17 protein-coding genes and 1 pseudogene are annotated in these 21,550 nt (G+C 43.7%); 6 read left to right on the top strand and 12 right to left on the bottom strand.

What is annotated here, in order from left to right; genetic code table 11:
- Positions 1-60: 60 nt before the first annotated feature.
- The 7 genes and pseudogenes from LWP20_RS16745 to LWP20_RS16715 form a co-directional block, all read right to left on the bottom strand.
- Complete coding sequence (locus LWP20_RS16745; protein ID WP_242929326.1) at positions 61-993, bottom strand: DUF1835 domain-containing protein; 933 nt, start codon at positions 991-993, stop codon at positions 61-63.
- Positions 994-1,150: 157 nt separating this feature from the next.
- Positions 1,151-2,242, bottom strand: coding sequence for an AMP-binding protein (locus LWP20_RS16740; protein WP_242929325.1), 1,092 nt, complete (start codon positions 2,240-2,242; stop codon positions 1,151-1,153).
- A 174-nt stretch (positions 2,243-2,416) separates the two neighbouring features.
- A pseudogene (locus LWP20_RS16735) lies at positions 2,417-2,560 on the bottom strand (1,4-dihydroxy-2-naphthoyl-CoA synthase); the annotation flags it as partial.
- Positions 2,561-2,735: 175 nt separating this feature from the next.
- Positions 2,736-3,191, bottom strand: a complete 456-nt coding sequence (locus tag LWP20_RS16730; RefSeq protein ID WP_242929324.1) for a DoxX family protein — start codon at positions 3,189-3,191, stop codon at positions 2,736-2,738.
- A gap of 713 nt (positions 3,192-3,904) precedes the next feature.
- Complete coding sequence (gene menD / locus LWP20_RS16725; protein ID WP_242929323.1) at positions 3,905-5,608, bottom strand: 2-succinyl-5-enolpyruvyl-6-hydroxy-3-cyclohexene-1-carboxylic-acid synthase; 1,704 nt, start codon at positions 5,606-5,608, stop codon at positions 3,905-3,907.
- A 107-nt stretch (positions 5,609-5,715) separates the two neighbouring features.
- Positions 5,716-6,936: an isochorismate synthase gene (locus tag LWP20_RS16720; RefSeq protein ID WP_242929322.1), complete on the bottom strand. Its 1,221-nt coding sequence runs from the start codon at positions 6,934-6,936 to the stop codon at positions 5,716-5,718.
- Positions 6,937-6,940: 4 nt separating this feature from the next.
- Positions 6,941-7,360, bottom strand: a complete 420-nt coding sequence (locus LWP20_RS16715) for a PaaI family thioesterase (RefSeq protein WP_242929321.1) — start codon at positions 7,358-7,360, stop codon at positions 6,941-6,943.
- 59 nt (positions 7,361-7,419) lie between these two features.
- Between LWP20_RS16715 and LWP20_RS16710 the strand changes: the two genes are divergently transcribed.
- Positions 7,420-8,046, top strand: coding sequence for a histidine phosphatase family protein (locus LWP20_RS16710; RefSeq protein ID WP_242929320.1), 627 nt, complete (start codon positions 7,420-7,422; stop codon positions 8,044-8,046).
- A gap of 123 nt (positions 8,047-8,169) precedes the next feature.
- Positions 8,170-9,840 carry a pyruvate dehydrogenase complex dihydrolipoamide acetyltransferase gene (locus LWP20_RS16705; RefSeq protein WP_242929319.1) on the top strand — a complete coding sequence of 557 codons (1,671 nt, stop codon included), beginning with the start codon at positions 8,170-8,172 and terminating at the stop codon, positions 9,838-9,840.
- 126 nt (positions 9,841-9,966) lie between these two features.
- Here LWP20_RS16705 and LWP20_RS16700 read toward each other — a convergent pair whose 3' ends face one another.
- The 3 genes from LWP20_RS16700 to LWP20_RS16690 form a co-directional block, all read right to left on the bottom strand.
- Positions 9,967-10,503, bottom strand: coding sequence for a DUF922 domain-containing protein (locus LWP20_RS16700; protein WP_242929318.1), 537 nt, complete (start codon positions 10,501-10,503; stop codon positions 9,967-9,969).
- 114 nt (positions 10,504-10,617) lie between these two features.
- Positions 10,618-11,607: an ABC transporter ATP-binding protein gene (locus tag LWP20_RS16695; RefSeq protein ID WP_242929317.1), complete on the bottom strand. Its 990-nt coding sequence runs from the start codon at positions 11,605-11,607 to the stop codon at positions 10,618-10,620.
- A gap of 175 nt (positions 11,608-11,782) precedes the next feature.
- Complete coding sequence (locus tag LWP20_RS16690; RefSeq protein WP_242929316.1) at positions 11,783-13,447, bottom strand: glycoside hydrolase family 26 protein; 1,665 nt, start codon at positions 13,445-13,447, stop codon at positions 11,783-11,785.
- A 368-nt stretch (positions 13,448-13,815) separates the two neighbouring features.
- Here LWP20_RS16690 and hslV point away from each other — a divergent pair, with 368 nt between their 5' ends.
- Both hslV and LWP20_RS16680 read left to right on the top strand, forming a co-directional pair.
- On the top strand, positions 13,816-14,358 hold the full coding sequence (gene hslV, locus LWP20_RS16685) for an ATP-dependent protease subunit HslV (RefSeq protein ID WP_242929315.1): 543 nt from the start codon (positions 13,816-13,818) through the stop codon (positions 14,356-14,358).
- A 167-nt stretch (positions 14,359-14,525) separates the two neighbouring features.
- The gene (locus LWP20_RS16680) at positions 14,526-15,497 is read left to right on the top strand and encodes a deoxyhypusine synthase family protein (RefSeq protein ID WP_242929314.1); all 972 of its coding nucleotides are present in this window, start codon (positions 14,526-14,528) and stop codon (positions 15,495-15,497) included.
- Between the two features lie 73 nt (positions 15,498-15,570).
- Here the strand turns inward: LWP20_RS16680 and LWP20_RS16675 are convergent, their stop codons facing one another.
- Complete coding sequence (locus LWP20_RS16675; protein ID WP_242929313.1) at positions 15,571-16,122, bottom strand: 2'-5' RNA ligase family protein; 552 nt, start codon at positions 16,120-16,122, stop codon at positions 15,571-15,573.
- Between the two features lie 326 nt (positions 16,123-16,448).
- Here LWP20_RS16675 and LWP20_RS16670 point away from each other — a divergent pair, with 326 nt between their 5' ends.
- Complete coding sequence (locus tag LWP20_RS16670; protein ID WP_242929312.1) at positions 16,449-18,383, top strand: ABC-F family ATP-binding cassette domain-containing protein; 1,935 nt, start codon at positions 16,449-16,451, stop codon at positions 18,381-18,383.
- Positions 18,384-19,172: 789 nt separating this feature from the next.
- On the opposite strand, the gene LWP20_RS16665 is transcribed toward LWP20_RS16670, so the two are convergent.
- Complete coding sequence (locus tag LWP20_RS16665; protein ID WP_242929311.1) at positions 19,173-20,636, bottom strand: aminoacyl-histidine dipeptidase; 1,464 nt, start codon at positions 20,634-20,636, stop codon at positions 19,173-19,175.
- Positions 20,637-20,914: 278 nt separating this feature from the next.
- On the opposite strand from LWP20_RS16665, the gene LWP20_RS16660 reads away from it, so the two are divergent.
- Entirely contained in the window at positions 20,915-21,511 is a 597-nt protein-coding gene (locus LWP20_RS16660; protein WP_262914629.1) for an AraC family transcriptional regulator, read from the top strand.
- Positions 21,512-21,550 lie beyond the last annotated feature (39 nt).

Raw genomic sequence — 21,550 nt, 5'->3', positions numbered from 1 at the left:
AGCGCTACTACATTTTTCAGGCCAGAATTTTAAGTGCAAAGTATATGCTGATAAATTTTTTTATACTTGTTGCTGTACAACAAGTTGCGATTTTTCAGCATCGTAAAACCAGGGCGAATGAGCAGAAAGTTGCACACCCCCCAGCCACGGTTTATGCTCAAGCCAGCGCTTATACTTTTGCTTTGCGGTTGCTACCAATTTCCCTTGCTCTGTAAGTATAAATGGCTCTGTTGTACTTACCAGTTCAGGCTGTAAAGACTCTAACAGATCAAGTAACTGGTAATCTCCGAACCCGTAGCCGTGCTCCAGTTTCCAGAACTGCTGCATAAGTGCCTTTTGCGGAGTATAACCTTCCGCTATCGCTTGTAAAAGCACCATTTGCGCATGATTTATACTTGTATTGATAGCGGGAAAACGTTTCAGATGTAAGTTTAGCGCGTTGTAAAGCAATGGCAAACTACCAGCGTGCTGTTGCAGGTAATTTTGGAGTGCCATCGGATCAGGTCCTGCATAAAGGCGCCACAATGTATCTGTATGTTCCAGTTGTTCGGGTTGTAACTGCATTCTATTGTCAAACAACTCCCGAATCTGCTCCGGTTTTAGATATGAAATGTTTTTATCCTCGAAAGGAATGCAAATCGAGACAATTCTGACTTTTTGGTGGTAAAGCAACTGCAACAAGTATAACAGGTTTACCTGGCACATTAGGTCGGCATCAAACCATAGTATAACTTCAAAAAAAGCATGTGCCTCCTTTAGCTTTTTTACTTCGTCTAATACCTTGGTCTTATACTCTTCAGCAGAGCTATTATATGAGCTTGTAATAAACTCCTGGCGTTTTCGCCAGAATTCCTCTTCAGGCAAAGTATAAATCGCAGGACCTTCTGATAAAACTTCGCGCCACACGATTACCTCGCCGGGTAACGATGCTGCCTTAAAAGCAGGAATGCTGGCATCTCCGTTAAGTATGTGCAGGCTCGGGAGTTTTTTCATCGGGAAGTAAATGAGGCTTTCTTACGAAAAAAGCAGCCAAAATTGCTTTGGCTGCTTTTCATCATGAAATTAAAACACTATTCTATAACGCTGTGCAGTAATTCTTTATTGTTATAGTTGCGTGTGAAATTTTGATAAGTTAAAGTATGGTCAGGTATTAAGAGTGCATTGTTTTCTGCTTGTTTATTTTACCTGTGGATGTTTCGTAGAATTTTTTCCGGTAGATAAACTGTTTCGGCATTTCGAACTTACTAAGCAAGTTGCCCATAGCCTGCATTAGGGCCTGTTCGTGCTCTGCAGGCAATGGCTTACCTTCTACTACCAGCACAATACGCTCGCCAAGCAATTCGTCGGGCTCAGATGCTACAAAAAAGCGTGGAGGAGTATCCATGGTTGCAAAGGCTTCTGCAACAGCAATTTCTACTTTTTCACTTTGCACTTTTACGCCCCCAGTGTTTATCGTATTATCTGCACGGCCAACCCAACGGAAGCGGGTAGTGGTGAGCAGTTCTACAATATCGTTAGTGATGATAAGTTCGTTGTTTGTAACATCTGCTTTTATAGTTAGGCAACCTCTGCTGTCCTGGCCGATCTCTATGTTATCTAGCACCTCAAAATATTCAGCAGCTTTTGGCCCGTTAATCAGGCGCAGGGCTATATGAGAAGCAGTTTCGGTCATGCCATAAGTAAGGTAAACCGGGGTTTGCAGCTGTTGCAGGTCGCGTTGCAAGGTAAAACTAACCGGTGCACCACCTACTAAAATCGCTTTCATCTGATCCAGTCTTTCAACGGCATCGGGCATTTCCTGCAGTATGATCTGCAATTGCATGGGCACAAACGAAGCAAAATCGATCTTTTCCTCCTTCGGAACCAAGGCCAGCGGGTTAGAGATCGGCTCTACTATTATCATCTCCAACTCGCCTTCAAAGCCCCGAACCAACATCATAATACCTGCAATGAATTCGGTATTCAGGCAAACCAGCATGCGGTCTCCTTTTTTCAGGTTGAGTACTTTAAGGGTGCGTGCAGCGCTTACTTCTAATTGTTTGCGGCTAAGGGTAATAGGTTTTGGCTCACCGGTAGACCCGGAAGTATGCAGCGGGAACTCCTGAATGCCATTGAGCCAGTTGCGACAAAACTCCAGCGTTTTAGCCTCATAACCGTTCAGCGGTATACTGTTCCGGAAGGAGTAGTCTCTTATTTCGTCGTAGTAAAACTTTTTGCCGTTAAGTAAAAGCGAATCGGGCATAGGTTTTTAGTTAAGTTGATGGTAAGGTTACATGCAAATACGTGCCGCCGCAAATTAGGGCGCAGCCGGTGTATAAACAAATAAAGCAGGAAGAACTGTTTTTTTAGCCAAACAGCTCTTCCTGCTTCTGAAGCATTATAAAAATAAAAAATTTATACTGCAATTAAGTTTCTGTTACGGAAATTTAGGATACTTAGAGAAATCAGGCGTACGCTTCTCCAGGAAAGCATCTTTACCTTCTTTTGCTTCTTCTGATAAGTAATAAAGCAAAGTAGCATCGCCGGCAAGTTGCTGGATACCAGCCTGTTTGTATAGTTCAATGCTGAGAAAAGCTTTCTGGCTCTATAAGTACAAATTGTGGCTATTGTTTAAAACGGTTTGGGTTTTTAATCTGAAAAGTATAAATGAAACCGTAATGTATAGGCGCATAAACCGGGCAGCAAGCCAGTAAGTTTGGCCTGTAAATGATATGTTAGCTACTGTAATGTTTGGTTTAGTATAGCCAGTCCTTCTTAGGTTTCCGCATCTTTCTGTCGAGCGAAAAGCGGCCCGAGCCGAAGATCAGGAAGAAAACTAATAGCGCGAGCACGATAATAGAAGACCATAACTCAGTGTTTTCAGAATAAAATCCGTGCTGCGGATTTATAAAGAAAACGGCCCCGATAAGGATTGGCAACTGGAAAAGTATAGCCACGCGGGTAAGTAACCCTAATGCAATAAAAAGTCCGCCTACCAGGTGCGCAAAAGCTACATAATGTACCAGTCCGAAGGATACCCACCTGAACTGGCTTTTCATCATCATGCTATGCAGGGCAGCAGTATCCTGAATAAACATAATGCCTTTAACTAAAAGGAAAAGCCCGAGCGCTATTCGGAGAAAATCTATCCAGATCGGGTGGTGTGTATCAGCCCAATGCTCTATGCGGTGCATATCTTGTGTTAAATTCATGGCTGTTGGGTTTTCGGTTAAACAAAAGCTATTCAATTATTTAAACGAATAATTCCAGATTTAAGACAGATTTAGCAGGGTTGATTTAGTGAGCGTGAAATTGGTAATTGATAGTACTTTTATAAAGTTCCAGCATTGGCTTCTGCTCGTTTTCTGCTCTAATTAAAAAGATGGATACAGATTTGAGAGTTGAAGGTAATAAGCCCACCCCTGTACCCCTCCAAGATTGGGAATTATGCTGATGCTGTAGTTTAAAGTTTTAGGGAGAGGACGTAACCTTTCCCTGTCACTGGTTCCAATTAAATAGGCGCTAACTAAGAAGTGACAATCCCAGTCCTTGGGTTGAGCGCCTTGGTGTGTCCGGTGCCCGAAAGGGCAGCCTGCAGGCGGAGCCGAAGGCAGGACTCAACACAGCGTGATGCCAAAGGACGAGCCCTCGCGGACTTGGAGCGAACCAAGGCAAACTATAAAACTGCAGGTAAATAAAACTGAGGAAGAAAGTATACTTGTAAGTATAGCTTGCTTGCTAGTTGCAGACACCTTTGCTATGAAACAATAGCAGATTTCTCACTATCGTTCGAAATGACAAAAGAATAAATAGCAAAACCCCAACTAAAAAACTCAGATTTCTTTCAGTAATACTGGCACTCTTCGCTTCAAGAGCTCTCAAATAACAACATTAACAAAAGCCAATAGGAAAGGCAGCTTAATACTTAAAAAGCTTGTAACAGCGCCTGCTTATATGTTGCAAAAGAAGCAGCATTTGCTTTGCTGTCAGTGAAAACCTCAAGTATTCCTGCGCCAGCATCAGCCGCCATAAAAGCTGGCAATGCGTTTTGCAATTCCTCCAAAGTTGAGCAGGAAGTATAATTCATTCCAAAATCCCTGGCTGTGTTTTCAGCATTTAATTCCTGCCTTGTTTCGAAGAATTCCTCTAACTCTGGTTGTTGTCTGGGGCCATCTATCAGCCTGAAAATACCACCAGCGTGATTGTTGAGCAATACAATGCGCAGGTTTTGAGGCAGGTAATTGTGCCATAACCCGTTACGGTCGTAGAAAAAAGCGAGGTCGCCGGTAAGTAGCGTGGTGATGCCGGAATTAGCAAGTGCGCAGCCAACTGTTGTGCTGGTGCTGCCATCTATGCCGCTTGTGCCACGGTTTGCATACACCTGAACGGTGCTGTTTGCAGGCAAATTAAGTATGTTGGCATAGCGCACGGCCATACTGTTAGCCAGGTGCAAGTTGCTCTGCGCAGGCAGTTGCTGTAAGACTTTAGCTACTACAGTTAGCTCGCTGAATTCGGCTTCGGAAGTATAGTTTTGCAAAAAATCAGATGCTTTGCGCTCAATTTCACTCCATGAATCTGTGAATGTAGTTTCTGTAGAAGTATGATTTGTACTTGATAAGGCTTTGAAAAATTGCTCAGGCTGGCAACGGATAATTTTCTGTAGCGATTGAAACGTATCGGCAACGGCTCCGGCGGGTTGCAGGTGCCAATGCGCTTTCGGTTTATATTTCCGCAAGTATAGTTTCAGGCTTTTAGAGATGATGGATTTACCAAATGTAAGGAGCATATCTGGTTGCAGAGAGCGCATTTTTTCATCATCCGGGCAAGCAAGTATGGCATCCTGGTGGCGTATTGCTTCCGGTAAAGCATGTACGTTAGCGATCAGGTCGCCAACTATAACCGCTCCGGTTGCTTTTGTAAATTCAGCTATACTTTGGAGTAAGTCAGGCTTATACTTATCCTGGCCGGCTACTATCAAAATCCGCTTGTACTGTTGTAATTCTTTGCTAAGTTTCTGTGCTTGGTCTAAGCTTAAAGTATACTCGCTGGCTTCTTCCTCAATTACTTTTACCTGGGCATCAAACGTTATATTTTCTTCCGCAGTAGGGTAGAAAGGCTCGCGCAAGGGCACATTTATATGCACCGGGCCAGCCGGAAAAGCCATAGCCTCATTCACCGCTTCAGAAACCATGCGGCTGCTGTACCAGACTGCATCGGGGTGCGAGAGGTCAGCTGGGAAAGTATAGCTGTTTTTAATGTGCTGGCCATATACATTTTGCTGGCGGATTGTTTGCCCGTCTAACTGGTCTATCCACTCCGGAGGTCGGTCGGCGGTAAGAATAAGCAGCGGTACCTGCTGAAAAAAAGCTTCGGCAACAGCTGGCGCATAGTTCAGGGCAGCTGTGCCTGAAGTACAGATCAATACGGTTGGCTTGCCAGTTGTAAGTGCCATGCCCAGACCTATAAAGGCAGCTGCACGCTCATCGCTTACAGTGCGCACGTTTAGCTTCGGGTGGCGGGCAAAAGCAATTGTTAATGGCGCACAGCGCGAGCCCGGTGATAACACTACATTTTCAATGCCTCTCTGAGCACAAATCTCGGCTATATTAACAACTGGCTGTAGGATCATGAGGTCAATTCTGAATGACTGAATAATTGAATAGCTGAATGTTAAATAAATTCTGAATAACTGTATCGGATCTAAGAATGAAAACTGATTTACATTTATTCAGTTATTCAGAAATAAAATTCTGAAAGTATTTTCCCCATCGTCTGCATTTTGTGCTGGGTTTCCTGCCATTCCTTTTCCGGCGAAGATTCGGCTGTAATGCCTGCACCAGCGTACAAAACGGCTGTGTTGGGTAACAGTTGCATGCAACGCAGGTTTACATACAGGTGTGTGCCGTCTGGGCTGTTAACCGGACCCAGAAAACCACTGTAATAGCTGCGGTTGTACCCTTCGTGGGCAAGTATAAATTGCAGCGCCGGTTCTTTAGGCAAACCGCATATTGCCGATGTAGGATGTAGAAGTTGCAGCATATCGGTTCCCAGAGTCGGAAAGTCTACTTCTTTAAGGTCTACTTTAAAATCGGTGCGCAGGTGCATCAGGTTGCCGGCAATTATAGTTCTGGGACCGATTTCGGAGTATTCGCGCAGGCGCAATCTTTTAAAGCAGCTCAGGATGTAACGCTCCACCATGCCTTGTTCCTCTATTTCCTTCTGCCGCCAGATCGCTTCAGACACAGGCTCGGCGGCTGGTTGCGTACCAGCAAGTGCCACTGTCCGGAAAATCTGATCTTTATCTATACTTACCAGGATCTCAGGCGAAGCGCCCAGCCATGTTCCGGCACCCGGCACCGAAACCAGCGAAACAAAAGCCTGCGGGTATGTCTGAAGTATAATTTCGAAAGCAGGAAGCAACTCAAACTTAGCAGGCAGGGGCAGCAGCAGATTACGTGAGAGTACTACTTTTTCCATTTCCTCGGCTTGTATGGTCCTTACAGCTTTGGAGACTGCGGTTGTAAAAGCCTCTTCGGTCTGCTGGTTATTATCAGCAAAGGTTGCCGCTGTATGCCAGTTAGCCCCTGTTATACTTTCCGGGTCAGACTTCAGCAAAGTATAAAAAGCCGCTACTTTAGCTTTATCCGCATCGGGGCCTGCGGTAATAGTGCCGGATTCAGAATTAAAGTATAAATCTGCCTGTATAAATAAATTTGACTCTGTTTCAGAAACCTCGAAAGGGCAGAAATAAAATCCAAAAGCGCTTGTTTCGAGCTCTGGTGAATTGGTACTAAGGTTGCTGGAAAAAGAAATGCAGGCGTGCAAACCAGTTGCGTTCGGCAACCGCCAGGCAGCTACAGCCAAACTTTGTGCTATAGCCGTATTTACTACTTGTATAAAAGTAGCGGTATAAATATTATCTGTCTTATCAGTGAAGGCAGCTGATGCCTTTGTCATAGGCTTACTTTTTATCGATAACGGCCACTGTCATGCGGCTTAGGCAAACAATATCGCCAGCTTCTGTGGTAATTTTTGTTTCCCAGATTTGCGTGGTGCGGCCAATGTGCAGCGCGGTAGCTTTGCCATAAACCCAGCCTTCGCGTACGCTACGTATATGGTTGGCATTAATTTCTAAACCAACGCAGGCTTTCTTTGTTAGATCTACCTGCAGGGCAGCGCCTATACTTGCAAGCGTTTCGGCCAGGGCAACTGAGGCACCACCATGCAGCAGGCCCATTGGTTGGTGCGTACGGCGGTCTACGGGCATTTTTCCGCAAATGTAGCCTTCGCCAACCTCTGTCAGTTCAATGCCCAGGTGCTCAACCATGGTATTTTTTCGCCACTCGTTCAGCTTCTCTAACGTACTATCGTTTTTGTGCATAGGCTGCGATTTTTAATTTCGCGCTTTGTAAATTGTAAAAAGGCAAAAGTAGAAGAATTTTGAGTATTAAGAAAGTATACCTTATCCGCCACGGGCAAACAGATTACAACCTGCAGGGAATTGTACAGGGCAGCGGCGTAGATTCATCTTTAAACCAGAAAGGAATGCGACAGGCTGACTTATTTTATCAGAAGTATAAAGCAGTTGCATTCGATAAAATTTATACTTCCGTGCTGCAGCGGAGCATACAATCGGTGCAGGGTTTTATAGATGCGGGTATACCACACGAGTGCCATGCCGGGCTGAACGAGATAAACTGGGGCACAAGAGAAGGAACACGCATAACACCAGAAGAAGATGCGTATTATTTTGGCATGCTGGAGCGCTGGAGCAAAGGCGAAACCCATGTGTGCATAGAAGGCGGCGAAAGCCCTGACCTGGTAGCAGCACGCCAGAAGCCTTTTGTAGATATATTATTAAGCCGCCCGAAAGAAGAAACTGTACTGATTTGCATGCACGGGCGCGCAATGCGCATTTTACTGGCCCAGTTGCTGCACTATCCGCTGCATTGTATGGACCAGTTTCTGCACCAGAATCTTTGCCTTTATCAGCTGGATTATACCGGTAGTATGTTCACTGTGAAGCAGTATTGCGATGTAGAACACCTGCAGGATTTAGAAGTATAAACTATGCTGCCAGAAGTGTTGGTAACAAATTAGAGCTTATAGTTTGAATAAAATATTTTTAAATCTAATTTTGGGCGGATTATACGAAGCCCCTTGCAGGGCGAATAAAACAACACGAGATATATGGCTGAAGTGATAAGAATGCCTAAGATGAGTGACACGATGACCGAAGGGGTTATTGCATCTTGGCTCAAAAATGTGGGTGATAGCGTTAGTTCCGGCGACGTGCTGGCTGAGGTGGAAACCGACAAAGCTACCATGGAACTGGAATCTTATAACGATGGAACACTCCTTTACATCGGACCGAAAAAAGGGGAATCTGTACCGGTTGATGCCGTTATTGCTATCATTGGTAAAGAAGGTGAGGACTTTTCCGGCCTGCTGAACGGTGGTGCTGAAAGTGGCAGTAAGCCAGCTGCCGAAACCGAGGAGAAAACTGAAGCAAAGCCAGAAGCAACCCCTGCAAAACAGGAAGCTCCAGCCGCTACAACTACAGTTGATACCTCAAACATCAAAGCAAATGTTATCCGCATGCCTAAAATGAGTGACACCATGACAGAAGGTGTGCTTGTTTCGTGGCTGAAGAAAGTGGGCGATAAAGTTAAATCCGGTGATGTGTTGGCAGAAGTGGAAACCGACAAGGCTACCATGGAGCTGGAATCTTACGAAGATGGCACGCTTTTATACACCGGCGTAAACGAAGGCGATTCTGTAGCTGTTGATGCTGTTATTGCTATCATTGGTGAAGAAGGCGCTGACTATAAAGCATTGCTAAACGGTGGCGCTGCTGCCGGAAAGCAAACCCAACAGGAAAATGCACAGACTGATACAGCTTTTAAAGCAAGTACATCTGCTGTAACTTCTGAAAAAGTAGAAGAAACTAAAGTGCCTGCCGCTGAGGCAACTGCTAACGGACGCGTAAAAGCATCTCCGCTGGCAAAGAAACTGGCAAAAGATAAAGGTATAAACCTGGCTGCTGTAAAAGGCACAGGTGAAGGTGGCCGTATCGTATTGCGCGATATCGAAAATTATACGCCGTCTGCTGCACCACAGCAAGCTGCTGCTCCAAGTGCTCCTCAGGCTGCACCACAGGCTATCCCGGGTGTTCCGTCTGATTCTTACGAAGAGGTAGCTGTATCGCAGATGCGCAAGGTAATTGCCCGCCGTCTTGCTGAAAGCAAATTCTCTGCTCCGCACTTCTACCTGACCATGGAAATTGACATGGACAAGGCGATGGAAGCCCGCGCCAGCATCAATGAGGTATCTCCGGTTAAGATCTCTTTCAACGACCTGGTTATTAAAGCTGCTGCTGCTGCACTTCGTCAGCACCCCGCTGTAAACTCGTCTTGGTTAGGTGATAAGATACGTTACAACAAGCACATCAACATTGGTGTAGCCGTGGCGGTAGAAGAAGGCCTGCTGGTACCAGTGGTACGCAACGCTGACTACAAATCTCTTTCTGCGATTGCTGCTGAAGTTAAAGACTTAGGCGGAAGAGCAAAGAGCAAGAAATTGCAGCCGGCTGAGTGGGAGGGTAACACGTTTACTATCTCTAACCTGGGTATGTTCGGTATCGAAGAGTTTACGGCTATCATTAACCCGCCGGATGCCTGCATCATGGCTGTAGGTGGCATTAAGCAGACACCGGTTGTGCGCAACGGTAATATCCAGATCGGTAACGTAATGAAAGTTACGTTGTCTTGCGACCACCGTGTAGTTGATGGCGCTGTTGGTTCCGCCTTCCTGCAAACGTTTAAGAACCTGTTGGAGAACCCAGTTAGAATTCTGGTATAATCCACAAAGTATAAAGTATAAAAAAAGCCTCTCCCGAAACGGAGAGGCTTTTTTTATACTTTAAAAACTGATTGAGTCAGTAGAAAAAATGCCTGACGGAGCCAGAATAGAAGGCAACCTATACTATCAGATATGAATGATCTGGAACTCCTTCTTAATTTTGTTTTCCCATACTTTCTGCATGCGGGTATTGTTGCCGCCGTATGTTTGGCGGTCATACAGATCCTGGTATTCCTGCATTAATCTTATTTGCTCCTGTAGCTTTTGCTGCACCAGGTCTTTTTGCTTCAGCGTTTTTCTATCCAGGCTATTAAGTTCTATCTCCAATGATTCGGCATACAAATGGGCGATGTCGAAATGCAGCTGCTCATGTTTTAAGGAATAGTCATCTTTATAGCCAGCTTTTACCCAAGAATCATTTTTAAAAGCTACGGCATAAGCGTCGTAAGAAATCCCTCCGGACCAAAAACTGGTTTCACGTACCTTCAAAAATATACTTACCGTAATTTCAGCGCCTTTAGACCTGTCTGCATAGTTGGGTTTTCCATTAAAATCCTGCCAGGTTAATTTCGTTTTCGAATCATAAGGCAGGGTGTCATCCGACTGGGAATACCCGCTAAAGGAAAGTATGAGTCCGATTATTAACAGAGAAAACCTTTTCATTTTATAGTTTTATTGTTGCTAGCAATCTCCTAATGCATAAAGCAGGCCAATTGTAGCCAAAGTATGATAAAACCTTAAACGTAGGGCTATTTTATTTTATACTTGATTCAAAAATTATACTTCCAGATAGCAGATATCGGCAGCAGAAACTGTAAAATTAATAATGTCACTTTCAGCTGGGCTAAATGCTCCTGTTTTTATACTTACAGTAACATCAGAAACCAAAACTTCCAGTTCGTGATAGCTGCCGTAAAATTTCACTTTTTGCACCAGTCCTGTTAAAGTATTTTTAGTATCTGCTGTTAGCTTAAAACTCTCCGGCCGAATAAGTATAGCTTTGCTATCAGGCTTAATTCCGGGTAAAACTGCCAGCGTGTTTGCTTTGGAAGCAGGTATCAGGTTATAGTTTCCGAACAGGCCGGCAGCGTAAGTGTTTACAGGTTTTCTGTAGATCTGCTCCGGGTTACCTTTCTGAATTATTTGCCCGTCCTTCATAACCATTATCTCATCTGCCCAGGAAAGGGTATCCAGCGGGTCGTGCGAGATGAGGATGCAGGTGATATCGAGTTCTTCTCCAATAGCCTGTATAACCGTTTTCAGGGTACTTTTATGAACCATATCCAGATTCGAGAAGGGCTCATCCAGCAGTAACAGTCTGGGCTGGGAGAGAAGCAAGCGCGCTAAAGCAATACGTTGTTTTTCGCCGCCGGAAAGCTGGTTGGTTTTGCGCAGCATCAGGTGGTTGATGTGGCATAACTCGTATAGCTTTTCTGCCTCGCCTGTGGGCAATGTGTTCGCATACTTCAAAATCTGTTCTACGCGCAGAAATGGCGGCAACTCGAAATGTTGGGATAAATAGCTTATGCCCGGATGACCCGGTACCAGTTTCTCAGCCGGCCCGATCACGGTTTCGTTATCGAACACTACTTTGCCAGCAACAGGCTCTACCAAGCCTGCTATAGTTTGCAGAAGCGTACTTTTGCCGGAACCTGTTTCTCCTGCAATGGCTATTTTCTGAAATTCTTTCTGGCTGAAATTAATATCCTGTAAAACAACCGTATTGTTTTCTTCTACACGAATGCCTGATACCTCTAATAAATTCATTTAACCGGGTTGGGAATGCTGTTATGCTTTGTTATATGCTGCTCGTGAACATGTTTAAAGTATAGTTTATACTTTGTAACTAGTTGATTTAAAACTAATTTTTTCTGTTGAGAGCAGGTACAAAGGTACACCTTAGGGCGTTAATCAACCCGATTAAAGTTAACCCAACTAAATTTTAATGTTTTGCTGTAATGCTACGCTGTGATTGATCAAGCTTATTTGTAAAATGCTGAAAGGTAGCCGGGCTTACGCTCCAGTCCGGTGGCTGAATTTCGCCCCATGCTTTTGGAGAGTCATGTATATTAAAGTAGCACACACCTTTTACCTGTGGGTTAATGTTAATAGTTTGGGCAGCATCTTCCAGCCAGGCCTTTTTATACTTTTCAGGGCCTTTAACGCCGAATTCAGTAATAAACAGGGGTTTGTTCACAAATCGCATGCGATAGTACTTACGACTGAAAATAGTGCTGAAAGTTTCCTGTTGGTTATGGTCGGTTATGTTTTTATCCGGCAAACCATAAATAGCAATACTGATATAATCTACTACATCATCGCCGGGCCACCATTCCAAAGAACCACGGTCGCCGGCCGGGCCCCATACAAAACGAATATTCGGGGCAGGCTTTTTAATGAAATTTGCCACATAGCGATACGCTTTAATATAGGTTTCAGGATCCTGGCTCTGCCACGGGTAACGCGTGATTGGTATCTCCATTTCGTGTGCCCAACGCAGGTATATAGTTTGGTCGGTATTTGAAATGATGTCGTAAAGTTGCTTTAATTCATTATCATATTTACCGGCAAGCGTGTGTTGCAGCACCTGCGGGTTTTTCTCCATGTTTTTTTCCCGCCAGGGTTCCATGGTTACTATAACTTCATGTTTGCGGGCAACTGCAGCTTCAAATTCTTTCTGAAACCGGCCATCCTGCAGGCTTCCCCAATCTGCGAACAAATGCTCTACTGTTATTTCAGGCTGCTCTACAAGCTCTTTTTTAGGATCGTAGACACCAACCTGTAGTTCGCTTTTCCGGGTGGTTGGTATTTGCGTTGAAGTTTCCAAAGTTGGCGACGTTGCAACAGGGTAAGCACTTTGGAAAGTGGCTGTTCTGGAAATAGCAGTCTGCAACCAGTCTTTGTTAAAATTTGATTTGCCCAGTTGTTTCGAACCAAGTATAAGTATAGGCTTATCTGTAAAACGCAGGCGGTGCAATTTTCTGCGAATCAGAGTTGGCGTATCTGGTTCCTTTGCATAAGCTGTTGTAAGCAATTCGGATTCGCTTTGTAAGGTAACGCTGCTGACATCTACCACATCAGCTCCTGGCCAGTACTCCAGTGTGCCCGGATAGCCTGCCGCTCCCCATACTATGCTGATATTTGGAGCCGTCTTTTTGCAAAGCATAGCCACATGCCGGAAAGCATCAATATAAACTTCGGGCGATTGATTTTGCCACGGATAAAGCTGCACGGGTACTTCCATTTCGGGGTTCCAGCGCAGGTATACTTCCTTCTTACTTGTTGCTATTTTAGCGCTTAAGGCATGTAATTTTTCGTCATACTTGCCATCCAGTACTGACTGCAATACATCGTAGTCTGCCAGGCCTATACCTGGTTTCTCCCACATTTCCATTGTCAGTAGTATATTGTTGTTTGCCTTTAAAGCTGTTTCCAGTTCCTGGGGTATCTTGTTGGGTTCAGGGTTATTTAAACGGTAAGTATAATGGGTTAAATCAGTGGTCGTATTCAGCTTATTACCAGTATTATAGGCACCTAAAACAGGAATGTCAGGCTGCAGGTAAAAACTATCTGTTGCAGGCCAGATGGCTTCAATATTATTTGCCACTTTAAGTACTGTGAAAAGTGCAGTTCCGGTAAATAATGCTACCAAGCCTAATAAAAATACTTTCTTATTGATTATCTTATGATTAAGATTGTAAGAAACATTCATATATAGCTATTTTTAATATTTTGAATATGAAAAAAAATTATAAATCTAAGATTTATAGTTCTGACGAGTAACAGGGTTTTATGTTACAGGCGCAGCGTTAATTAGCTCCGTTAATTTTGAGTATCTTGGGAAGTGCTTTTTATTTTCAGACAATTTGGCGGGAAGTAGAGGTTTGGCTTTTTGTTTGAAGATGCTGTAGCTGCAAGCAAAGGCGAAGTATAATTTACCTGTAGTGCTGCGTATAATCATCAAAACAGAAACAAATGACCAAAATAAGATCAACTACAGTGTGTGGCATTTACCACAACGGCGAAGTGGCCCTGGGTGCCGACGGACAAGCTACCATGGATAAGCACATTGCAAAAAGCAATGTTAAAAAGATTCGTAAGCTGCTGGATGGTAAAATTGTAACTGGTTTTGCAGGTTCTACTGCGGATGCCTTTACTTTGCTCGAACGCTTTGAGGAGAAGCTGAATGCGTATCAGCACAACATGAAGCGCGCTGCTATTGAGCTGGCAAAAGACTGGCGTAAAGACCAGTACCTGCGCAAACTGGAGGCTATGATGGTGGTAGCCAATAAAGATGAACTGCTTATAATCTCAGGCACAGGCGATGTATTAGAACCGGATAACCAGATTGCCGCCATTGGCTCCGGAAGTATGTATGCCCATGCTGCCGCTTTGGCACTTAAAAAACATGCTCCGCATTTAACAGCTGAGGAAATGGTGCGTGAGTCTCTGAACATTGCAGCCGATATCTGCATCTACACTAATCATAACCTGATCATCGAAAAGCCGGCTAAGTAAGCTCCCGGTTAAAGTTTAAGGCTAATTGAACTGTACAGGCGCGTTTATAGTTTGTATCCCGAACTTTATACTTGTAAGGTTCGAATAACCATAATCTAAAGACGAATAATTGTTAACTTGCGGCCCGAAACAACTCTCATGAGCTAGCTGGCTTTACGCTATATACTATGAACGTATCAGAATTTCTAAAGAAACACTACAAACACTTTAACGCAGCCTCTGTGATAGACGCTGCCGAAGGCTATAAAACCCACCTGAACAACGGTGGTAAAATGATGATCACGCTGGCGGGTGCCATGTCCACGGCTGAGATGGGTATTATACTTGCCGAGATGATCCGTCAGGACAAAGTACATGCTATTTCTTGTACCGGTGCCAACCTGGAAGAAGATATCTTTAACCTGGTTGCCCACGATTATTATGAGCGTGTACCGCATTACCGTGAGCTTTCTGCAGCTGATGAAGAAGCCCTGCTGGAGCGCCACATGAACCGCGTTACCGATACCTGTATTCCGGAAGAAGAGGCGATGCGCCGTTTGGAGCACACTGTACTTAAGTTCTGGGAGAAAGCAGACCAGGAAGGCAAATCATACTTCCCGCACGAATTTTTCTATCAGATATTATTATCAGGTGACCTGGAGCAATATTACCAGATCGACCCTAAGAATAGCTGGATGCTGGAAGCTGCCAAAAAGAACCTTCCTATCATCTGCCCGGGCTGGGAAGATTCTACACTGGGTAATATCTACGCAGGTCACGTTATCGCTGGCGACATCAAGAATGTACATACCATGAAAACCGGTATCCAGTACATGATCTACCTGGCCGATTGGTATACTCAGAATGCGAAAGAAGAATCTACGATAGGTTTCTTCCAAATAGGTGGCGGTATTGCCGGTGACTTCCCGATATGCGTGGTACCAATGCTGCACCAGGATCTTCAGCGCACCGGTGTTCCGTTGTGGGGTTATTTCGCACAGATATCTGACTCTACTACCAGCTATGGTTCTTACTCTGGCGCTGTGCCAAATGAGAAAATTACCTGGGGTAAACTAGGTAAGGAAACACCAAAGTATATGATCGAATCGGATGCAACGATTGTAGCTCCGCTGATTTTCGCGATTGTACTGGATATGTAATTTGTCCCAAACTCTATAAAGTATAAAAGGCCAGCTAATGCAGTTGGCCTTTTATACTTTATAGAGATTTTTATTAATGTATAAGAGCCGGTCTTCCAAAATGAAATTCTTCATCTTTCAGGAAGTAGTCACCACGTTTTTGCAGAATGGTGAGGTTATCTAATTTAATTTCCCAGTTAAAATTATAGTTGCTCAAAAAGTCAAGTATAGGCCCTAACAACTCCTGCGAAGTATCGCCGAGGGCAAGCGAAATATGAGGCAACCAGGTATTGGGACTGTAATGTATACCCATTTCTATACTCATTTCCGAAATATCGCGGTGCAGGCGAGCGTGCAGTAGGTTTAAAGGCGGAGTGCGAAGAACAGGTACGTAAATTACAGGGTAAGCCCCAGGAAAGATGCCCAGGCCGGTTGTTCTTACCGTAAAAGTCGGCGTTTCAAGGCAAAGCTGTTCCAGGTATTCTCTCAGTTCTTCTTTGTCAGCTATTTCTGCTGTGAGCAGTGTAAGATGGGGGTAAGGTGTCATCTTAACACCTTTGATGCCAAACTTAAGCTCCATCAGCTCCGTGAGCTCTGTTACAAGTTCGGAGTGCTTGGGGTCTAATAATGAGGTAATTGCAACCATGTATACAAAAAGGGAACAGCGTCGGTCATAATAAGTAAAAACCTCAGGATTTATGGTACTGAAGTATGAAACGCACCTTCTATGATATAGTTTAACCTATGGCAAATACTTTTGTTCAAATTTACATGATCTTCCTGTGAATAAGTACAGCCGGTATAAATATTATGCACTTCTGTAACTTGGGCAACAGATGGCCATTTACATCTTGTTTGCACTTTTAACCATACTTAATGGTTTATAGTTGTGCAAACGGCTCAATGTGGTGCTATTGCTGCATCGTATGCTGTAAATTAAGTACCTTTGCGTTTTAAAGATTTTCCGGACACATGATCTCCATCAATAACCTTAACTTTCATTTCGGCAGCCGCCCTATGTACGAGGATGCCAACCTGCACATTAAACCAAAAGATAAAATTGGTCTGATCGGGCTGAATGGTACAGGTAAATCCACTTTGCTACGCATTATAGTAGGCGAGTATAAACCGGATGGCGGCAGCATACAAATGAGCAAGGAAACTACCATTGGTTTCCTGAACCAGGACCTGCTGAGCTATGAAACACATGAAAGTATACTTTCGGTAGCCATGCAGGCCTTTGATGAGGCGCTAAGCTTACAAAAGGAAATTGATAAGGTGCTGGTGGAGTTTGAGAACAACTTCCATGATGCGCTTGTAGATAAACTGGCACAATTGCAGGAGCGTTTTGAGGCTTTAGGTGGCTACACCATGCAGGCTGAGGCAGAAGCTATTCTGGAAGGGCTTGGCTTCAGTACGGAGGAGTTACAAAAACCATTGGCTTCTTTTTCGGGTGGCTGGCGTATGCGCGTTATGCTGGCTAAAATACTTTTGCAGCAACCATCGCTGCTGCTGCTCGATGAGCCTACCAACCACCTGGACTTACCTTCTATCAAATGGCTTGAGAATTACCTGGAGCGTTTTGAAGGGGCTGTTGTCATTGTATCGCACGACCGGGAGTTTCTGGATAAGACGACCAATATAACCGTAGAGGTTTCGAATAGCAAACTGAATGTATACCCGGGCAACTATAGCTTTTACTTAGAAGAAAAAGCTATGCGCAACGAGATTCAGAAAGGCGCATACGAGAACCAGCAGGCACAGATCCGACAGGCAGAGCGCTTTATTGAGCGTTTCAAGGCCAAGGCATCTAAAGCGAAGCAGGCTCAAAGCCGCATGAAGCAGCTGGACCGCATGGACCGGATAGATGATGTGGCACCGGATGCTGCTAAAGTTAATTTCAGCTTTAAATTCAGCACACAGCCCGGGCGCCATATATTTCGCTTGGAGCACATGAGTAAGCGTTTTGATGAAAAGATCATTTTCCGCGATACAAATGTGCACATAGAACGAGGTGATAAAATAGCGCTGATTGGTGCCAATGGTAAAGGTAAATCCACTTTACTGCGCATAATTGCCGGCACCGAAAAGATTGACGGTAAACGCGAATTGGGGCATAATGTCATCATGTCGTTTTACGCGCAGCACCAGCTGGAAGCACTGAACGTTGAGAACGAAATTCTGCAGGAGCTACAGCAGGCAGGTTCTAAAAAATCTGAAGTCGAATTGCGCACGCTGTTAGGCTCATTCCTATTTACCGGCGATACTGTTTTCAAAAAGATCAAAGTATTATCAGGAGGCGAGAAGAGTAGGGTAGCCTTGGCTAAAACGCTTATTTCAGAAGCTAACTTCCTGATGCTGGATGAACCTACCAACCACCTCGATATGCAGTCTGTGAATATCCTGATTCAGGCACTGGAGCAATACGAAGGTACGTTTGTAGTAATTTCCCACGACCGTTATTTTGTAGAAAATGTAGCTACCAAAATCTGGTACATCGAGGATTATCAGCTGAAAGAGTACCCGGGTACCTACGAAGAGTATGAACAGTTCCAAGAGAAGCGCGATAAAGAAGCCAAAAAAACAGCATCCAATGCACCATCACCGGCTAAGAAAGAAGATGTTAAGCCAAAGCAACGCGATAATTCTGATTTTGCTGCGCTTAATAACCAACTGAAGCAGGCAAATAAACAACTAAGCGAGGTAGAAAAGCAGGTACAAAAACTGGAGCAGGAGCTGGCTAGTTATGAAGCTCAGCTTGCAGACCCTAAAGTATACGGTAATGTAAGTTTGCTTCAGGAAACTTCGCAGAAATTTGAAGTGGTAAAGAAAGAGCTTGATTCTACAAACGAGAAATGGGAAACCCTGATGATGGAAGTAGAAGAGTTGCAGGGAAAACTGGCTTAAATAGTTTTATACTCAGATAGATTTTTAAAAGCAGCTAAACGAAGGTTTAGCTGCTTTTATATTTTTATAACATTATATTTTTGGTCAAAAAGAAGTTCTTTAAAAATTGTTAAAGCCGCCTAAATACTTTTATTGCTGGTTTAAGTCAATAATAACCATGAATCATTAAACAATATTAAAAATAGTTGCACTAAAGTTGTTATACATTAAATAATATATATATGTTTGCACCGCTATATAAAATCAAACTTAATCTATCTATTCTTTTACACAGATAACTAATGCAATAGTATAAACTAGTGCTGAAGGGAAGGTATGTGTGTTTTGTTTAAAAGTATAGGAAACCAGAGTAAACATTCATCTATCAACCTTATACAAAACACTAAAAAACAATTCATGAAACCACAATTACTTAAATTGTTAACCTTTCTTATTCTGTTAGTTACAATTTCGTCTTGCCAGCGTACACAATGCCCGGCTTATAGCAAGATCGATTTTAAGCCTAAATACAAACCGACATTTCTAACTGAAAACGGCCGTAGATAATATTGCGCGTGTAACACCATCTATACTTAGTATAGGTGTAAGACAGTAGTTGACATTTAAATGATTTCAACTTTCTGAAGTTTAGATACATAAAAAAGCACCTGTATTAAAGCAGGTGCTTTTTTGTTTAAAATATAACCAGTAGCAGGCTTTGGATTATACTTTAAATTTGTTCTCAATCAGAATTTTCTAGCTGGAACTAAAAAGCTGCCTTTGCAACAGGCAGCTTTTTTAATTTATACTTTACGCTTTTGCAGGTATTCTTTTCAGGGTTTCCAATGTAAACTCCCAATATTTCTGAACAGAGCTTATCTGTACTTTCTCGTCGGGGGAGTGGGCACCGCGTATGTTAGGCCCGAAAGAGATCATCTCCATTTCAGGGTAATTAGATCCGACTATACCACATTCCAATCCCGCATGGCAGGCATTAACATCTGCCTCTTCGTGGTACATTTCGCGGTATAGGTCGCTCATCAGCTTTACAATGCTGGCACCTGGGCGTGGTGTCCAGCCAGGGTAGGAGCCAGCCATAGTTATACTTGCACCAGCCAGTTCAAAAGTACCTTGTATGGCACGCGCCAGATCCATTTTTTCAGTATCTACAGAGCTGCGGGTAAGGCACTGCAACGAATAGTTTCCATCTTTTACCAGTACACGGGCAAGGTTATTGGATGTTTGTACCAGGCCGGCTATGTCAGGGCTCATGCGGAAAATGCCGTTAGGGCAGGCGTAAATGGCACGCAATAATTTATACTGGAAATCCGGAGCCCATACCTGTTGTGGTTGCTCTGCAGTTTCCAACATTACCTCCAGGTTAGGATCGGTTGTAGCGTATTCGCTTTTCAAAGCTGCTTTTTCAGAATTAAGGAAGCTCTGGAATGCGGTATCCTGCGCATGCGGAACTGCAACAATCGCAAACGATTCGCGCGGAATAGCATTACGCAGGCTACCGCCATCTACTGCCGCTATGCGTAACCCAAACTGCCCGGCAGCCTGAAACAAGACACGATTCATTAACTTATTGGCATTTCCCCGCCCCAAGTGAATATCCATGCCAGAGTGGCCGCCTGTAAGGCCTTTTACACCGATGCTGTAAGCTTTAAAATCGGTACCGATAGTTTCAGTTTCGTAAGTGCCAGTAGCAGTTACATCAATGCCACCGGCGCAGCCTATTGTTAGTTCATGGTCATCTTCCGTATCCAAATTCAGCATGATCTCGGCGTTCAGCAAGCCGCCTTTTAAACCTAGTGCACCAGTCATGCCGGTTTCTTCATCTATGGTAAATAACGCTTCGATGGGAGGGTGCTCAATATCTTTAGATGCCAGCAAAGCCATAATGGTAGCAACACCTATACCGTTGTCAGCGCCCAAAGTAGTGCCTTTTGCCTTAACCCAATCACCATCTACAAACATATCGATACCTTGTGTGTTAAAGTCGAAATTGGTATCGGCATTTTTCTGGTGTACCATGTCGAGGTGGCTTTGCAGCAGAACGGTTTTACGGTTCTCCATACCCGCTGTGGCCGGCTTGCGGATGATCACATTTCCGGTTTCGTCTTCTATGGTTTCCAGGCCCAGGCTATTGCCAAAATCCTTGATAAACTGAATAACCCGCTCTTCTTTTTTGGATGGCCTCGGAACGGCATTCAGGTCGGCAAAGTGGTTCCAGAGTGCTTTTGGCTCCAGATCTCGTACTGCTGTGCTCATAGTGTATATTTTTTAGTTTTGCTTTGCAGCATGTTATACTTCAGAAAAAGGTAATTGGTGCAAATTAAGTAAGTTTACCGATACTGTGCAGCCTAAAGTATAGTTTATATAAAGAGAGATAGCACCCAAATATGGAAGGAATAACTCTTTGATTCATACCCTGTTTTTTATGCAGGAGGTTTGGTGCTACGTTTGATGAATGATAAACTGCAATTACCTTAAATTTGTAAAAGATTGCAGATATAATGTAATAACGAAAGGTTTTGCATTGTTTATTTTTGTCGAAATTCAAGGAAATGGCAAGTATAAAACTATACATTAAAAACATGGTATGCGACCGTTGCAAACGCGTGGTTGCCGAAGAGCTTACTAACCTGGGCTATACTGTTATAAGCGTAGGCTTAGGCGAAGCCGAAATTTCTTCTCCTGATAATACTTTCGATATGGAGATAATAAAGCAGGTAATGGAAGCCAATGGTTTTGATATACTCGATGACCGCAAGACAAAGTTAATAGAGCAGGTTAAACTGGCAGTTATTGAGCTTATTCACCAACAGGGCACGGCAGATCTTCATATCAATGTATCGGATTATATTGCTCAGAAAGTAGGGTTGGATTACAATTACATCAGCTCTCTTTTTTCAGCTTTTGAGGGCATTACCATAGAGAAATACCTGATACTGCAGCGCGTTGAGCGGGTTAAGGAATTATTGGTTTACAACGAATTAAGCCTGAAAGAGATTGCTTATGAATTAGGCTACAGCAGCGTAGCACACCTTTCTAACCAATTTAAAAAAGTTACCGGACTTACGCCTGGCCATTTCCGGCAAGTAAAAGAAACCAAGCGCAAAACGATTGATAAAGTGCAGGAATAAGTCTGCTTATACCTGGATGTAATGTTTTTGCCTAAGCTT

This window comes from Pontibacter vulgaris, from assembly GCF_022758145.1.
GTDB lineage: Bacteria > Bacteroidota > Bacteroidia > Cytophagales > Hymenobacteraceae > Pontibacter > Pontibacter vulgaris.
The sequence above is the reverse complement of the archived record's forward strand: the minus strand, read 5'-3'. Positions and strand labels throughout refer to the sequence as shown.

Coding starts and splice junctions, on each gene's coding strand:
- LWP20_RS16675 (WP_242929313.1), bottom strand. CDS start 16,122: ATGGTTGCAATTACCTCATTATTAGACCCCAAGCACTCCGAACTTGTA.
- LWP20_RS16715 (WP_242929321.1), bottom strand. CDS start 7,360: ATGCACAAAAACGATAGTACGTTAGAGAAGCTGAACGAGTGGCGAAAA.
- LWP20_RS16720 (WP_242929322.1), bottom strand. CDS start 6,936: ATGACAAAGGCATCAGCTGCCTTCACTGATAAGACAGATAATATTTAT.
- LWP20_RS16700 (WP_242929318.1), bottom strand. CDS start 10,503: ATGAAAAGGTTTTCTCTGTTAATAATCGGACTCATACTTTCCTTTAGC.
- menD (WP_242929323.1), bottom strand. CDS start 5,608: ATGATCCTACAGCCAGTTGTTAATATAGCCGAGATTTGTGCTCAGAGA.
- LWP20_RS16745 (WP_242929326.1), bottom strand. CDS start 993: ATGAAAAAACTCCCGAGCCTGCACATACTTAACGGAGATGCCAGCATT.
- hslV (WP_242929315.1), top strand. CDS start 13,816: ATGACCAAAATAAGATCAACTACAGTGTGTGGCATTTACCACAACGGC.
- LWP20_RS16695 (WP_242929317.1), bottom strand. CDS start 11,607: ATGAATTTATTAGAGGTATCAGGCATTCGTGTAGAAGAAAACAATACG.
- LWP20_RS16705 (WP_242929319.1), top strand. CDS start 8,170: ATGGCTGAAGTGATAAGAATGCCTAAGATGAGTGACACGATGACCGAA.
- LWP20_RS16680 (WP_242929314.1), top strand. CDS start 14,526: ATGAACGTATCAGAATTTCTAAAGAAACACTACAAACACTTTAACGCA.
- LWP20_RS16665 (WP_242929311.1), bottom strand. CDS start 20,636: ATGAGCACAGCAGTACGAGATCTGGAGCCAAAAGCACTCTGGAACCAC.
- LWP20_RS16670 (WP_242929312.1), top strand. CDS start 16,449: ATGATCTCCATCAATAACCTTAACTTTCATTTCGGCAGCCGCCCTATG.
- LWP20_RS16740 (WP_242929325.1), bottom strand. CDS start 2,242: ATGCCCGATTCGCTTTTACTTAACGGCAAAAAGTTTTACTACGACGAA.
- LWP20_RS16730 (WP_242929324.1), bottom strand. CDS start 3,191: ATGAATTTAACACAAGATATGCACCGCATAGAGCATTGGGCTGATACA.